11 protein-coding genes are annotated in these 15,576 nt (G+C 73.2%); 6 read left to right on the top strand and 5 right to left on the bottom strand.

Features of this window, described 5'->3' with window-relative positions; genetic code table 11:
• The 5 genes from I6A60_RS38155 to I6A60_RS38135 all read right to left on the bottom strand — a co-directional run.
• A partial coding sequence (locus I6A60_RS38155) for a serine/threonine-protein kinase (protein ID WP_238437099.1) occupies positions 1 to 1,737 on the bottom strand: 1,737 nt, incomplete at its 3' end.
• 295 nt (positions 1,738 to 2,032) lie between these two features.
• Positions 2,033 to 4,609: a glycosyltransferase family 39 protein gene (locus I6A60_RS38150; RefSeq protein ID WP_203011897.1), complete on the bottom strand. Its 2,577-nt coding sequence runs from the start codon at positions 4,607 to 4,609 to the stop codon at positions 2,033 to 2,035.
• Positions 4,610 to 4,693: 84 nt separating this feature from the next.
• Entirely contained in the window at positions 4,694 to 5,083 is a 390-nt protein-coding gene (locus tag I6A60_RS38145; protein ID WP_203011898.1) for a response regulator transcription factor, read from the bottom strand.
• Between the two features lie 256 nt (positions 5,084 to 5,339).
• The gene (locus I6A60_RS38140; RefSeq protein WP_203011900.1) at positions 5,340 to 6,056 is read right to left on the bottom strand and encodes a response regulator transcription factor; all 717 of its coding nucleotides are present in this window, start codon (positions 6,054 to 6,056) and stop codon (positions 5,340 to 5,342) included.
• Positions 6,057 to 6,702: 646 nt separating this feature from the next.
• The gene (locus tag I6A60_RS38135) at positions 6,703 to 7,503 is read right to left on the bottom strand and encodes a thioesterase family protein (RefSeq protein WP_203024360.1); all 801 of its coding nucleotides are present in this window, start codon (positions 7,501 to 7,503) and stop codon (positions 6,703 to 6,705) included.
• A 133-nt stretch (positions 7,504 to 7,636) separates the two neighbouring features.
• On the opposite strand from I6A60_RS38135, the gene I6A60_RS38130 reads away from it, so the two are divergent.
• The 6 genes from I6A60_RS38130 to mrdA form a co-directional block, all read left to right on the top strand.
• A complete protein-coding gene (locus tag I6A60_RS38130) occupies positions 7,637 to 9,049 on the top strand; it encodes a folylpolyglutamate synthase/dihydrofolate synthase family protein (protein ID WP_203024359.1) in 1,413 nt (470 codons plus the stop codon).
• A gap of 195 nt (positions 9,050 to 9,244) precedes the next feature.
• Positions 9,245 to 9,661 carry a nucleoside-diphosphate kinase gene (gene ndk, locus I6A60_RS38125; RefSeq protein ID WP_203024358.1) on the top strand — a complete coding sequence of 139 codons (417 nt, stop codon included), beginning with the start codon at positions 9,245 to 9,247 and terminating at the stop codon, positions 9,659 to 9,661.
• Between the two features lie 698 nt (positions 9,662 to 10,359).
• Positions 10,360 to 11,391, top strand: a complete 1,032-nt coding sequence (locus I6A60_RS38120; RefSeq protein WP_013423126.1) for a rod shape-determining protein — start codon at positions 10,360 to 10,362, stop codon at positions 11,389 to 11,391.
• Positions 11,392 to 11,699: 308 nt separating this feature from the next.
• Entirely contained in the window at positions 11,700 to 12,659 is a 960-nt protein-coding gene (mreC, locus tag I6A60_RS38115) for a rod shape-determining protein MreC (RefSeq protein ID WP_203024357.1), read from the top strand.
• A gap of 4 nt (positions 12,660 to 12,663) precedes the next feature.
• Positions 12,664 to 13,212, top strand: a complete 549-nt coding sequence (mreD, locus tag I6A60_RS38110; protein ID WP_203024356.1) for a rod shape-determining protein MreD — start codon at positions 12,664 to 12,666, stop codon at positions 13,210 to 13,212.
• Positions 13,209 to 15,576: penicillin-binding protein 2 (gene mrdA, locus I6A60_RS38105; protein WP_238437097.1), on the top strand; the 2,368-nt coding region annotated here is incomplete at its 3' end. The genes mreD and mrdA, both read left to right, overlap by 4 nt.

Below are 15,576 nucleotides of genomic sequence, written 5' to 3'. Positions count from 1 at the left end.
GGCGCGGGGGGGCGCGGTGGGCCGGCCGGACGGGGTCCCGAGGGCCGGCCGCGACCGCGCGCCCGCGGACGGTTCCGTGGCCAACGTCGGCAGGCCCGCCATCGGAGGCGCCGCTCGCGACCAGTCGACCGCCGGCCGAGCGGCCGGGACCGGCGGCGGCTGGGCCGCCGCCTCGGCCGGTGGCACCACGGTCGACGGCACGCCGCTCGGGGGCCCGGCGCTCGGGGGCCCAGCGCTCGGCGGCACCGCGGTCGGGGGCGCCGCACTCGGCACCACGGTCGAGGGTGCTGGCGGCACCGGTCCGGCGCCCCCGGCTGGCCGGCGGCGCTCCACCGGCACCGGCGCCAGCCGGCCGACGGCGGCACCGGGCACGGGCGGGGCGGGCATCGGTCGCAGGCCGCCCGGGGGCGCCACCACCGGCGCGGGCTCGCGCGCTCGTGCCTGCGGCGCGAGAGGCACCTGCCGTCGGGCCGGAGTCGCCGGGCGGCGCGCCACGTCCACCGCTGAGTCCTGCGCGCGCGGCACCGGAGCCCGGTCCGGGATCGGTCCGGCCTCCGCCGGAGCTCGGCCGGAGATGGGCTCGGCGTCGGCCGGAACTCCGTCACCGATCGGTCCGGCTTCGGCCGGAGCCCGGCCGGAGATCGGTGCGGCTTCGGCTGGAGGCACGGCGGTATCCGGTACCGCGTGCGGTGGCGCGGCCGGCGGCGGGGCGGGCGAGCCCGGCGGCGGCAGCGGGACCAGGCGGGCCGAGGCGGGCACAGCCACGGGCACGGGCGACGAAGAGCCGGCCGGGGGCACCGGGATGGACGCGGCCGGCCTGACGGGGACCCGGGAGGACGCGGGCCGGATCGGAACGGCCGCGCCGAGCTTGGGCCGCGCGGCGGCATCCCGGACCTCGAGGTCGAGCACGACCTCGATCCCCGCCCGGCCGAGCCAGCCGGGCCCGAGTGCGCTCGCGGCAGCGCTGGCGAGCTCAAGGGCGAACTGGCGGGCCGTCTGCTGGCGGCGTTCCGGCTCCTTCGCCAGTGCCCGGAGCACGACCTGGCCGACCTGCGGCGCGACTCCGTCCAACGGCCGCGGCGGCGTGTACAGGTGAAACTCTCGCAGCGTCTCGTAGGTGTTGGAACGGCCGCCCGACGGAGCCTTTCCGGTCAGGACCTCGTAGGTGACGATGCCGAGTGCGTACACGTCGACCGTCCGGCGCAGCTCACCGGCGAGAAACTGCTCCGGGGCCATATAGCGCGGCGTGCCGGTGATCGTGTTCGTGAAGGCGGCGGTGTCCTGGAACGCCTTCGCGATTCCGAAGTCGGTGAGCTTCAACCGGCCGTCCGCGGCGAACAGCACGTTCTCCGGTTTCACGTCCCGGTGCAGCAGGCCACTGCCGTGGGCGAACTCCAATGCGCTGGCCACCGCCAAAGCGACAGCGCAGGCCCACTCGGGCCCCGCTCCTCCGGCATCGATCCGGGACCGCAGGCTGCCACCCGAGAGGAGCTCCATCACGATGAGCGCCATCTCGCCGGCGGGCACGAAATCGTGCACTTTCACGACGTGCGGATGGTCCACCTCGGCGAGCATGAGCGCCTCGTTCTCGGCGTGCGCCCCACGCACCGAGACACCCGGCATCACCTTGACGGCGACGTCCCGTCGCAGCCGGTTCTTCGCGGCCAGGACCATGCCGAACGCGCCCTGGCCGACCTGGGCGCCCAGCTCGTAGCCAGGAAGCGCGGCGGCCACCATAGCCCGATCGACGATCACGCCGATTACCGCTTCCTACGTCTTGCGCGGTCACGACCGCGACAACGCCCCCGTGCGTCGCGGTAGTTATTGTCGCAGACTCGCGGCCCCCGGCCGAGCCGGACGCACCGCGTTCATACCACCAGCGGGCGACCCATCGGCTTCGCGTCAGAAATCGAGCTCGAAACCAACACCCCACCTACCCGCCCCGGAGCGCTCCCCGCCCCGGCCGGACGTCCGCACGGCCCGGCGGTCGCCTCAACAGGTGAGGAATGCCGCCGGGCCGCGCGGACCCAGGTCAGGTGGCTCTGGCCGTGGTGGTGGTCGCGGAGGTGGTGGCCGTAGCCGTGGCGGTGAGGTCGTAGACGGTGACGCCGTCGACGGTGGCCGCGGTGAAGTTCTGCTGCACCCAGGCGGCGATCGCCGCCGCCGACTGGCTCCCACCGTTTCCGGCCCCGGAAAGGCCGCCACCGATGAAGTAATGGATCTTGCCGGCGGCGACGTACTGCTGGAACTGGGCCAGCGTCGGCGACGGGTCGGTGCCGTTGAAGCCACCGATCGCCATGACCGGCGCGCGGGTGGCCAGCTGGTAGCCCGCCGCGTTCTCCGATCCGACCGTCGCGGCCGCCCAGCGGTAGGCGGAGGCGTTCTTCTTGATCGCCGCTGTCAGATCCGCGCCCGGCGTCGTCCCGCCGAGCAGACCACCCATGCCGCCACCCATGCCGCCCGCGAGTCCACCGAAACGGCCGCCGCCCTGACCAGTACCGCCCTGGCTGCCAGTGCCGCCCTGACCCGTGCCGCCCTGGCCGGCCGTACCTCCGCCAGGAAGCGTCGGCGCGCCACCCGCGGCGCCGAAGCCGGGGAAGCCGTTCGTGCCGCCCTGGCCGAGGCCGCGCCCTTGGCCCTGCCCGCGCCCCTGCCCGAAGCCACCGAAGCCGCCCGGTCCTCCGCCGGGCCGGGTGGCCGCGGCCGTCGGGCCGGCGCTCGGGATGGCGCCCGTGTGCGGGGCGTCGGCCGTCGCGAGCGCATAGCTGGTCGGGCCGGCCAGCCCGACGACGAGCGCGAGGCCGGCCACGGCGAGCCCGGCCCGGGCCGTCAGCCGGGGCAGCCCGATGAGCAGCACCGCCGCGGCGAACCCGACGACGAGCACCGTCGGACGCAGCCAGGTGTGCCAGCCGGACGTACGGCCGAGCAGCCGGGCGCACCACCACGTCGTCCCCGCCGTGACCGCTGCCAGCGTCAGCGACGCGGCCGGGTGGGACCGGTGCTCCCACAACGTCACGGCGCCCATCCCGACCAGCGCGCCGATCGCCGGGGCGAGCGCGACGGTGTAGTACGGGTGGAAGATCCCCTGCATCTGGCTGAAGACGGCGCCGGTCACCACGAGCCAGCCGCCCCAGACCAGGAACGCCGCCCTGGCCCGGTCGGTTCGCCCACGGCGGGCCGTCACGACCAGGCCCGCGATCAGCAGCGCGAGCGCCGCCGGCAGCAGCCAGGCGACCTGGCCGCCGATCTCGGAGTTGAACATCCGGCCCCAGCCGGTCTGGCCCCAGCCGCCGCCCTGCGACGGCGGGCCGAAGGTCTGCCCGCCTGCCGTCGCGCCGGCGCGGGCTCCGCCGCCGCCGACGCTGCCGGTCTCGTTGCCGGTCAGTCGCCCGAGGCCGTTGTAACCGAAGGTCAGCTCCCACAGGCTGTTGTGCTGCGAGCCGCCGATGTACGGGCGGTCGGACGCCGGCACCAGCGCGACGACGGCGACGAACCAGCCGCCGGACACCGCCAGCGCGAGCCCGGACGCCAGGACGTCACGAACCCGCCGCCACCAGGTGGTCGGCGCCGCGACCAGGTACACCAGCGCGAGCACCGGCACGATCAGGAAGGCCTGCAGCATCTTGGTCAGGAACCCGAAGCCGACCAGCACCCCGGCCAGCACAAGCCACCGGGCGCTGGCCCGTTCGACGGCGCGCAGGGTCGCGTAGGCGGCGCCGACGAGCAGCAGCACCAGCAGCGCGTCCGGGTTGTTGAAGCGGAACATCAGGACCGCGACCGGCGTCGTCGCGAGCACCGCCCCGGCGATCAGCCCCGCCGCCGGGTTGAACGCCCGCCGCACCGTCGCGTACAGCAGCCCAACGGAGGCGACCCCGCACAGCGCCTCCGGCACCAGGATCGACCACGAGCTCAGCCCGAAGATCCGAACCGACAGGCTCATCAGCCACATGGCCACCGGCGGCTTGTCGACGGTGATCGCGTTGCCGGCGTCGGACGAGCCGTAGAAGAAGGCCTTCCAGCTCGCGGACCCGGCCTGCGCCGCCGCCGAGTAGAAGTCGTTCGCCCAGCCCGAGCGGCCCAGGCCCCAGAGGTAGAGCAGCGCCGTGGCCACGAGCAGCAGCCACAGTCCCGGCCGGGCCCAACGCGGATCGTCCTGGTGGCCCCACGCCAGCCGGGCCAGGAACCCACGCCGTCCCGGGCCGCCGCCGTCGGCCCCGTCCGCCGGGTCGTCGGTACCGGGCGGGTCGGGCAAGCGGCCGGCGTCGTCCTGGCGCTGGCCGTCCGCCGGCTCCAGCGGCCCATCGGGCGCGAGCACGACGGCACCGGCGCGCTGATCCGCGGCGACGCCAGTCGCCAGACCGTCCACCGCGGCCCAGCTCCCGCCTACGCCGTCCCGCCCACCGGCCGGGGCTGCCCAGGCCGACGTGTCCGCCTGGGGCGCTTGGCCTCCGACCACGTCGAGGCCGGTGGTGGCCGAGGCAGCGGCACTGGGCGTTTCCGCGATGGCGGCCAGGTCACCGGTGGTGGTGGGCGTCGCCTCGTCCGGGTCGGTGCGCTGGTCCGGCACGCTCCCGTCGACGGCCCGTGACGCCGGCTCGTGCGTAGTCATGTCATCAGGTTCACGTAGCCGGCTGTGGTTTTCCTGAACGGCTCCCTAAACCGACGCGGGGCACGGCCACGGCCCGCCGTCCCGTCAGACCGGAGCCTCGGGACCGCGTCGGTGCCACAGGTCGCGCAGGACGTCGGGAGCGAGGTCGGCCTTGTGCAGGTAGTCCATGCCGCTCTCGGCGACGGTCGCGGGCAGGTCCGTCTGGCCGTAGGTCGAGCAGAGGACGACGACGGTGGTCGGCGCGGCGGCGCGGATCTGGCTGCCGGCGGCGACGCCGTCGATGCCGGGCAGGTTGATGTCCATCAGGACGAGGTCGGGGCGCAGCGCCTCGGCCGCCTCGACGCCGGCCTCGCCCGACTCCGCCTCGCCGGCCAGGACGAATCCTGGTGCGCGTCGGACCACCGCGCGGACCGCGGCCCGGAAGGGTCGCTGGTCATCGACGACGAGCACCGAGACGGAGGCGGGGGAGGTCATGTGGTCCAGTCTGGCCGCCCACGGCGCCAGAACCCAGGATGCGACCATCCAGGTCAGGGGGTGTGGCTACCCTCCCCGGCGATCGGCCCGGACCGGGCACGGAGCGCCCTTCGCGGCCCTGCCGAGGCCAGGGCGTCGCCATGATCGCTGTTTCCGCCCTCTGGTGGCTGCGAAACAGGCACTGCTACGACCATCCGAGGGCCGAAACGGCGATCATGACATCGCCGCGGACGGGCCGGTCGTGTCGGAGGCGGCGTTAGCGGCTGGGGCGCTGGTGGCGGGCGGGGGCCGGGGTTGGGACGCCCGGCTCGGGGCCGGAGTGCAGGTAGAGCAGGACGGCCTTGACCCGGCGGTTCAGGTCCGGCTCGTCGGTCAGGCCGAGCTTGGCGAAGATCGAGTTGCTGTGCTTCTCCACTGCTCGCTCGGACAGCACCAGGCTGGCCGCGATCGCCGCGTTGCTCCAGCCCTGCGCCATGTGGCTGAGCACCTCCCGCTCCCGGGGGGTCAGCCGGTCGAGCTCGGAGTGGCTGCGCCGGGAGTTGGCGGCCACCAGCCCCTCTACAACGGCTGGGTCGATCACCGACTCCCCGGCCGCCACGGCCCGGATCGCGCGTAGCAGCTCCTCCAGGCCGGCGACCCGCTCCTTGAGCAGGTAGGCCCGCCCAGACGAGCCGCCCTCCAACAGCGCCAGCGCGTAGGTGGCCTCGGCGAACTGGCTGAGCACGACGACGCCGACCCGCGGGTAGTCCCGGCGCAGCCAGGCGGCGACCTGGATGCCCTCGTCGGTCCGAGTCGGCGGCATCCGGATGTCGGTGACGACCACGTCCGGGGACAGGTCGCGAACGGCCTGCTCCAGCAACGGACGGTCGGTGACGGCGCCGACCAGCTCGACCCCGTCCGCCCGTTCGATCAGCGTCGCGAGGCCGTGGCGCAGCAACGCATCGTCCTCAGCGAGGAGCACCCGGATAACCACCTTTCAACCCTAAAGGTTGATCGGTCAGAACGGGCGCGGAGCGCCCGCTGACCGATCAACCGGGTCGGGCGCTGAGCGCCCTCCCCAACGTGGTTCTGCGTTGGGGGAGATGTCTGTGGTGGGCGCTTGTCCAGGGTCGGGATCTGGGTCGGGTTCCGCTTCGGGTGGTCGACCGGTTACCGCGCGGCGGACCTCCCTCAGTTTCCCCCGGGGGCCTTCCTGCGGCCTGGAACCCCCAATGTCGGGGGGGGGGGGGGCCCCCCCCCCCCCCCCACACCCCCTGGACGCCCTTCCCGACGTGGTTCTGCGTCCGGAGAGAGGTCCTCGGCGAGCGCATGTCCAGGGTCGGAATTTGGGTCGGGCGCTGCTTCGCCTAGCGAACAGCCACCACTTCCGGGCCAAGATCGCTGTTTTGGCCCTCTGGTGGTTGTGTTGCAGGGCGGACCACGACCACTAGAGGGCCGAAACCGCGATCACCAGTCCGCGCGCGGCGTCGACCGGACGCTGGCGCGAGCCCGGCTGGCTGCGACCGCTGCCCGCCACCGCCGCCCGCCATTACCGCCGCTGCCCGCACCGCCGCGCGCCGGGTCCGACGGACGATGCGCGCGGCGCGAAGGCCCAGGGCTGGGGGACGGGAGTCGGCTCGCTATGGCTTGGGGGCGCGGTAGCCGGCTAGTTGGCGGGCCTGGGCTACCAGGCGGTTGGTGGAATCCCAGACTTCGACGTCCTCGTCGAGCCAGCCGTCGTCGATCAGCTGGGAGCGCTGGACGACGCGCAGCCAGCCTGGGGCCGGCGCGCCGCGCAGCAGCGCGGTCAGCTCGACGGTCGGCACCCAGCCGAACAGGCCGAAGTCGAACGTCGTCGGTGGCAACGCGTCCGCGGCGAGCAGCAGGAACAGCGCATCGGGCTCGGATCCGTCCCGCGGCCGCACCCAGCCCCGGATCTCGGCGGCGCGACGCGGCTGGCCGAACGCCCAGCCGACCGTCGCCGGATCGAGCCGCACGTCGACCTTGTCGTGCAGGTTCTGCCGGAACGGGTTGTCCGGGCTGGCGACGTCGACGCAGTTCTCGGGCGCCGGCAGTGTCGGGGCGCTCTCCCGTTGGAAGACGGGTACCGACGCGGCGGGCGCCCGGCCGGTCGTCGTGAGCGTCGCCATGATCGGCTGGTCGTCCTGGCAGAGGTCGACGGCGGCGACCGCTGTCGACCGACCGGCGCGCAGCAACGAAGGCGTCGCGGTGACCGGGGCGTTGTCGGGGGAGCGCAGGAAATGCGCGGTGATCGACAGCGGATGGTCCCGACCGGTCACGCCCAGCGCGATCCGCGCCGCCAGCGCCAGCAGGTAGCCGCCGTGCGGATGACCGCCGATGTCCCAGCCCGGCGCGACCTCCGCGGTCCATCGGCCGGACTCGTCGACCGTCGCCGCCGTGGCCTTCTCGAAGTCACCCACGGCTGCCCACGCTAGCCCGGACCCGCCGGAAACGGACCCGACGTGGCAGCCCTCACCCCGGGGAGACCTGCCGCCCTGGGTCGCCTGGCTCGCGTCGGGCGGTGGCTGGTTGGGCGGCGGATAATCTTCGGGAGTGACGGACAACGGACGAGACGGCTGGCGGCCGGAGAACGACGAGGCCGACGAGCCTGACGAGGCCGAAGAGGCTGGCGTCGAGCTGGACCGGGAGGCCGGTGCCGAGCTGGCGCGGGTCGAGAAGGCGCTGGCCGGACGCTTTCCGCACAAGATGATTCCGGACCTGGACCGGATTCGGGACCTGGTCGACCTGCTGGGCCATCCCGAGCGGGCCTTCCCTGTGATCCACCTGACCGGCACCAACGGCAAGACGTCGACAGCCCGGATGATCGACTCGCTGCTGGGCGGCTTCGGCCTGCGCCCGGGCCGGTACACGTCGCCACACCTGGAGAGCGTCACCGAGCGGATCAGCGTCGACGGGCGGCCGGTGAGCGCTGAGGTGTTCGCCCGCGCCTACGACGATGTCGCGCCGTACGTCGAGCTGGTCGACGGCCGGCACGCCGAGCGGGTCACGTTCTTCGAACTGCTGACCGCGATGGCCTTCTCGGCGTTCGCGGACGCGCCTGTCGACGTCGGGGTGATCGAGGTCGGGCTCGGCGGGACCTGGGACGCCACCAACGTCGTCGACAGTCTCGTCCAGGTCGTGACGCCGATCTCGCTGGACCATCGGGAGCTCGGCTCGACCGTGGAGGAGATCGCGACCGAGAAGGCCGGCATCCTGCGGCCGGACGCACTGGCCGTGCTGGGCCAGCAGCCGCTCGGCGCCGCCAGGGTGCTCGCCGCGCGGGCCGAGGAGCTGGGCACGACGCTGGTGCGCGAGGGCCTGGAGTTCGGGGTGGCGCGCCGGAAGGTCGCCGTGGGCGGCCAGCTGCTGACGCTGCGCGGCCTGGGCGGCGACTACGACGAGATCTTCCTGCCGCTGCACGGTGAGCACCAGGCGCACAACGCGGCCTGCGCGCTGGTCGCGGTCGAGGCGTTCCTGGGTGGCGGGGCGAATCCGCTGGACCTGGAGCTGGTCCGGGCCGGGTTCGCGTCAACGTCGTCGCCGGGGCGGCTCGAGGTGGTCCGCCGGTCGCCGACGATCGTCCTCGACGGCGCGCACAACGTCGCCGGCACGCAGGCGCTGGTCGCGGCGCTGGCCGACGGGTTCCAGTTCGACACGCTGGTCGGCGTGGTCGGGGTGCTCGCGGACAAGGACGCCCACGCGATGCTCAGCGTGCTGGAGCCGGCGTTCGACTCGATCGTCATCACGCAGAGCTCCTCGCCGCGGGCTCGATCGGCCGACGAGCTGGGGGCGGTCGCGGTCGAGGTGTTCGGCGCCGACCGGGTCGAGGTCGCGCCCCGGCTGGACGACGCGATCGACGCGGCGGTGCGGCTGGTCGAGGAGGACGCCGAGCTGGGCGGCGGTGGCGTGGTGGTGGCGGGCTCGCTCACCATCGTCGGCGAGGCACGCCACCTGCTGGCCCACTGACGGCCTGGCTCACTGACGGCCGGTGGTGGCGGATCGGCGGCAAGGGCGGACAGGGTAAGTTGGCGCCAAGCAGCGTGGGTTATGTCGACCCTGTCCGCGCTCGCGGCGGGCGGCACCTGCCACCCATGACGCGGCACCTGCCACTTAAGACCGTTCCACCCACGACACCGTCCAAGACACGAACAAAGGAGTCCAGTGTCCGCTGAGCGCACCCTCGTCCTGGTCAAGCCCGACGGCGTCAGCCGCGGCCTTGTCGGGGAGGTCATCGGCCGGCTCGAGCGCAAGGGCCTGACCCTGGTCGCCGCCGAGCTGCGCACGCTGGAGAAGGCGACCGCCGAGACCCACTACGGCGAGCACGCCAGCAAGCCGTTCTTCGGCGAGCTGGTCGAGTTCATCACCTCCGGCCCGCTGGTCGCCCTGGTCGTCGAGGGCCCGCGCGCGATCGAGGGCACTCGTGGCCTGATCGGCGCCACCGACCCGGTGAAGGCCGTGCCCGGCTCGATCCGCGGCGACTACGCCCTGGAGATCGGCCAGAACCTGGTCCACGGCTCGGACTCGCCCGAGTCGGCCGCCCGGGAGATCGACCTGTTCTTCCCCGGCCTGAAGGACTGACCGAGCCGAAGGGCTGACCGAGCCCGAAGCCTGGACGCCCGCCCGGACTCTCCGGGCGGGCGTTTCACATTCCGGGGGTGAGCGCGCGGCCGCGTCGGCGTGGCTGCTGGCGCCGCCGGCCGGACGGTTCGACGGGGTACGCGCGGCCTGTTGGCCGGGGGACGTGGCGAGGTGTGCCAGGCGGGCCGGGCCGGTCCCGGTCTGGGTCAGATGCGTGCCTCGGACGGCGCCGGGCGGGATGCACCGTCGGCACCATGGGTGACACGGTCCCGGCGGGCCGGCGGCCTGTCGGTGGGGCGGTCTAGGCTTTCGCTGTCACCGCCGAGAGCGGGCCGGTCATCCCGGTCACTCGAAGAACCGGTGGCTTGCTCACCCCGGTCACTCGGTCATCCCGGTCGCCGGACCACCAGGTCCGTCAATGCCGGACCGTCGAGAAAACCGGGCAATCGGGTTACCAGCACTCCGGTGGTGGAAACTCGCTGCAGTCCTCGCACGTTGCTCATGAAACCCTGCAGTCTGCTAGTCGTCGCGATTCCGTCGCGCCGGGCGTATCCGGCGTGGATCGCGGCCCGTGAACACCCCTGAGCCTGAAGAACCCTGATCGTGTTCGAGGTCGCGGGGCCGGTTCAGGCGGGCCCGGCATGCCCGGACCCGGCCCACGGCACCCAGACCGCATCTCCGGGAAGGTCGGCCCGACGATGTCCAGTTCCCTGTCCTTCCTCGGCCGTGACATGGCGGTCGATCTCGGCACCGCCAACACGCTCGTCTACGTGCGCGGCCGGGGCATCGTGCTCAACGAGCCGAGCGTCGTGGCGATCAACACCACCACCACGGGCATCCTCGCCGTCGGGACCGACGCCAAGCGCATGATCGGCAGGACGCCGGGCAACGTCGTCGCGGTCCGCCCGCTCAAGGACGGCGTGATCGCCGACTTCGAGACCACCGAGCGGATGCTGCGCTACTTCATCCAGAAGGTGCACCGGCGCCGGCACTTCGCCAAACCCCGGCTGGTGGTCTGTGTGCCGAGCGGCATCACCGGCGTGGAGCAGCGCGCCGTGAAGGACGCCGGCTACGAGGCCGGCGCCCGGCGCGTCTACATCATCGAGGAGCCGATGGCCGCCGCCATCGGCGCTGGCCTGCCGGTTCATGAGCCGACCGGCAACATGGTCGTCGACATCGGTGGCGGCACCACCGAGGTTGCGGTGATCTCGCTCGGCGGCATCGTGACCAGCCAGTCGATCAGGATCGCCGGCGACGAGCTGGACACCGCGATCATCTCCTACGTGAAGAAGGAGTACTCGCTGATGCTCGGCGAGCGCACCTCCGAGGAGATCAAGATGGCGATCGGCTCGGCGTACAAGCTGCCCGACGAGCCGAGCGCGGAGATCCGTGGCCGCGACCTCGTCACCGGGCTGCCGAAGACGATCGTCGTGACGGCCGAGGAGATCCGCAAGGCCATCGAGGAGCCGGTCAACTCGATCATCGACGCGGTCAAGGTGACCCTCGACCGCTGCCCCCCGGAGCTCGCCGGCGACGTGATGGACCGCGGGATCGTGCTCACCGGCGGCGGCGCGCTGCTGCGCGGCCTGGACGAACGGCTGCGCAACGAGACCGGCATGCCGATCCACATCGCGGACAATCCGCTGCACTCCGTAGCCATGGGCTCGGGCAAATGCGTCGAGGAGTTCGAGGCCCTTCAGCAGGTCCTCATCTCGGAGCCCCGGCGTTAGTAGTTCGCGAGCTGGGTTCGCCGCGTCGCCGTTGGGTCCGACCGGATTTCGCGGGCATTTCGGCGCCGACCGGACAACGGTTCCTCGAAATCGGTGCGGACCGGGAACGCTCGCGCGGCGCGGTTCGTCCGTGCCGGCGAACGCTTGCCGCGATCGTCGGGAGCCTTGCCTCCGAATGGCGTGCGGCGGCGGCGATTCGTCACGGGGGATGACCGGGCTGGGGGGCGCCCGGGGCTCGCGGTCGCCCGGCGGCCGAGGGTAGGGCACCATCCCGGCAGCGCGTCGGGTGAGGGGAGTGAGGGGTCGTCGTGGGTCGTGACCTCAGGCGGTCCCGGGTGGTCGTCGCGGTGCTGCTCGTCCTCACCTTCCTGCTGATCACGATCGACTACCGGACCGGGGAGAGTAGCGGCGGGCCGCGCGGGTTCCTGCACGGCGTCGTCGGTGGGGTCGAGGGTGGCGTGACCGCGGTGACGCGGCCGGTCGGGCGGACCCTGTCGTCACTCGCGCACCCGAACCGGTACCACGACCGCGCCGACCGGCTGGAGCAGCAGAACGCGGCCCTGCGCCGCCAGCTCGCCGACCAGGGCGCGGTCACTCAGCTGGCCGGCCAGCTCTCGGCACTGCGGCTGCTCGCCGACAAGGGCCAGTACACGATCGTGCCGGCCCGGGTGGTCGCGATCGGCGACGTCAGCGGCACCGACTGGACCGTCACCGTCAACGCTGGCAGGGCCGACGGACTGGCCATCGACAAGATCGTCATCAACTCCAGCGGCCTGGTCGGCACGGTCGTGTCGATGACCGAGCACACCGCGGTCGTCCGGCTCTTCTGCGACCCGCGCAGCCGGATCGGCGCCCGGCTGGAGGGCACCCAGCTGCTCGGCGCCGTAGCCGGTGGCTCCGGCCCCGACAAGCTGGTCTTCACGCTCTACGACGCCTCGTACCAGGTGAAGCCAGGCCAGCGGCTGGTCACGTTCGGCAGCCTGGACTACGTCGCCGGGGTGCCGATCGGCGAGGTGACCAAGGTGACCGAGGTCAGCGGCCTGTCCCGCACGGCCGAGGTGAAGCCGTTCGTCTCGGTCGGCTCCCTCGACCTGGTCGGCATCGTGGTCGGCAAGCCGGCGACCGACCCCGGCGACCGGGTGCTGCCGCCGCGGGCGGTCCCGGCGGCGCAGGCTCCCGCCGCGCAGGCCGCCAACCCGCCGAACGGCGCTCCCACCGCGAATCCGTCCGCCCCCAGCGCGGCCGGCACGCCGGCCGGGGCACGGTGACGCCGTGACCGTCCAGCTGTGGGAGCCGGACAGCGACGCGGACACGATCCACCCGCCTACCTTCGCGGCGGTGACGTTCGTGCTGCTGGTGGCCGTGATCGCCCAGGTCAGCGTGATCGCCCGGCTGCCGCTGCCCGGCGGGGGCCCGGATCTGGTGCTGATGCTGCTCGCCACCGCCGCGCTCGTCCTCGGCCCGGTCAACGGCGCGATCCTCGGCTTCGTCACCGGCCTGTTCGGTGACCTGCTTTCCACCCACGTGCTCGGCCAGACGACGCTGGTGTTCCTGCTGGTGGGCTACCTCGTCGGGCTGGTCGCCGACGCGACCGAGCGGTCCGCCGTCATCGCGCTGGCCGCCGTCTCCGGCGCCGTGGCCGTCGGCATCGTCGCGGACGTCGCGGTGGCGGCCCTGCTCGGCGCCGACGGGCTGTCCAGCCCCGGCCACACGGTCGTGCGGGCGCTGGCGGCGGCGCTGTACGCCGCGCTGCTCACCCCGTTCCTGTTCCCCGCCTTCACCGCCGCGGTGCGCAGGACCAAGCGGGTGGGGCGCCGATGAACGACGGAGTTCGTCTGCGCCTGGTGATCCTGCGCGTTCTCGCCGTCTCCCTGCTGGTGACGCTGGGCGCCCGGCTGTGGGTGCTGCAGGTGCTAGACGGGGCGCACTACCGGCGGGTCGCCGAGGACAACCGGGTGCGCGAGGTGGTGACCCCCGCGCCGCGCGGGATGATCCTCGACGACCAGGGCGCGGCCCTGGTTCGCAACCGCACCTCGCTGGTCATCTCGGTGAACCGCTCGACCACCGACCGCCAGCGTGACGGCGGCAAGGCGGTGTTCGAGCAGCTGTCCTCGGTCATCGGCATGTCCGTCGCCGACATCGAGAAGAAGATCCGGTTCTGCGGGCCGAAGGTGCCGCAGCCGTGCTGGACCGGCTCGCCCTACCAGCCGGTCCCGATCGCGAAGGACGCCACTCCGCAGCAGGCGCTCGCGATCATCGAGCATCCTGACCGGTTCCCCGGCATCACCGCCGACCTGGAGGCCGTTCGCGAGTACCCGTACGGCCCGCTCGCCGCGCACGAGCTCGGCTACCTGGCCCCGGTCAGCCAGAGCCAGCTCGACCAGCAGACCGCGCAGCTGAAGAAGGACGGGAAGCCCAGCTCCGACGGGACCTACCACCTCAACAGCCTGGTCGGGGTCGCCGGCCTGGAGTCGGTCTACGACACGGCCCTGCGCGGCGTCGACGGCGTCCAGGCCCTCGAGGTCGACCGGTTCGGCCGGGTCTCGGGCACCGCGTCGAACACGGCGCCGGTGGCGGGCGACAACCTGGTCCTCAACCTCGACCAGGGCGTCCAGACGGCGGCAGAGCAGGCCCTGCGGGCCACGCTGGACAAGCTGCCGGGCGACGCGAAGGCCCGGACGGCCTCGGCGGTGGTGCTCAACGTCAAGACCGGCGGCGTGGTCGCCCTGGCCAGTCTGCCGTCCTACGACCCGTCGGTGTTCGTCGGGGGCATCTCCCAGCAGGACTACCAGTCGCTGTCCGACCCGGCGAACGGCATCCCGCTGCTGTCCCGGGCCTACCAGGGCACCGGTCCGGCCGGCTCGACGTTCAAGATCGTCTCGACCGCCACCGCGATGGGCCTGCTGGGCGCCAAGCCGGACCAGAAGTTCCCATGCTCGCCGACGCTGCAGATCGGCAGCCAGACCTTCCACAACTTCGAGGGCGAGTCCGCCGGGCCGATCACGCTGCACCAGGCGCTGGTCATCTCCTGTGACGTGATCTTCGACCAGTTCGCCTACGACGAGTGGCTGCGCGACGGCGGCCTGCGCAACGGCAAGGGCCCCTACCAGCCGGCCGCCGAGAACTTCGTGAAGATGGCCAAGGAGATGGGCTTCGGGTCGAAGTCCGGCATCGACCTGCCGGGGGAGAGCTCGGGCGCGGTCGTCGACCGGGCGCAGGCCCAGCAGGTCTGGAGCGAGCTGAAGGACTCCTACTGCCGCCGGGCCAAGAACGGCTACCCCGAGGAGAAGGACCCGGCGACGGCCAAGCGCTACCAGCAGTACGCCGCCGAGGCCTGTGTTGACGGCTACCTGTACAACGGCGGCGCGGCGGCCCAGTTCGCCATCGGGCAGGGCCAGTACCTCTCGGTGAGCCCGTTGCAGCTGGCCGTCGCCTACGCCTCCGTGGCCAACGGCGGGACCGTCTACGAGCCGCAGCTGGCCAAGGCGATCGTCTCGTCGGACGGCACGGTCGTGAAGCGGTTCGCCCCGGTGGTCAAGAGCAAGGTCGACGTGCCGCCGGACGTGCTCGGCTACATCCGCGAGGCCCTGCACGGCGTCACGACAGAGCCCGGCGGCACCGGCACCGGCGTGTTCGCCGACTGGCCAAGCAACATCATCCCGATCGGCGGCAAGACCGGTACCGCCGAGGTCGAGGGCCATAAGGACACCTCGTGGTTCGCCTCGTTCGCCCCGGTGAACGACCCGCAGTACGTCGTCGTCGTCTCCGTTCCCGACTCCGGCCAGGGCGCGATGTACGCCGCCCCCGTCGTGAAGTCGATCTACCAGGCGATCTTCGGCGTGGGCCGGCCGGCGGCGCTGCCGGGTGGCCTGCCGCCGGCGACCCTGCCGTCGGTGGTCCATGACACCGGGGCGATCTCGGGGCCGCAGGCGAACGGCCCGGCCGGCGGCATCCCGCCGGTCGCGGTGGGCGCGCTGCCGGCCGCCGCGGCGCCGGGTGCCTCCGGGGGAGCGGTGCTGCCTGCTGCCCTGCGCGTGGGGCCCGCGACCGCCGGCGGCCAGCCGGCCCGAGTCGGCGCCGCGGCGGCCGGCGGTCCGCGCGCGCCGCCGGCCCGCGGCGCCGGCGAGCCGGCGCCGCGCCCCCCGCCCCGGGGGGGGCGGGGCGGGGGGCCGGCCCCCCCCGGCC

The organism is Frankia sp. AgB1.9 (assembly GCF_016786355.1).
GTDB lineage: Bacteria > Actinomycetota > Actinomycetes > Frankiales > Frankiaceae > Pseudofrankia.
Note: the sequence above shows the minus strand (reverse complement) of the source record. Positions and strands in the feature narration are given on the sequence as shown.

Bases quoted from the DNA above. Each gene is read 5' to 3' on its own strand.
- I6A60_RS38150 (WP_203011897.1), bottom strand. From the start codon at position 4,609: ATGACTACGCACGAGCCGGCGTCACGGGCCGTCGACGGGAGCGTGCCG.
- I6A60_RS38145 (WP_203011898.1), bottom strand. From the start codon at position 5,083: ATGACCTCCCCCGCCTCCGTCTCGGTGCTCGTCGTCGATGACCAGCGA.
- I6A60_RS38120 (WP_013423126.1), top strand. From the start codon at position 10,360: ATGTCCAGTTCCCTGTCCTTCCTCGGCCGTGACATGGCGGTCGATCTC.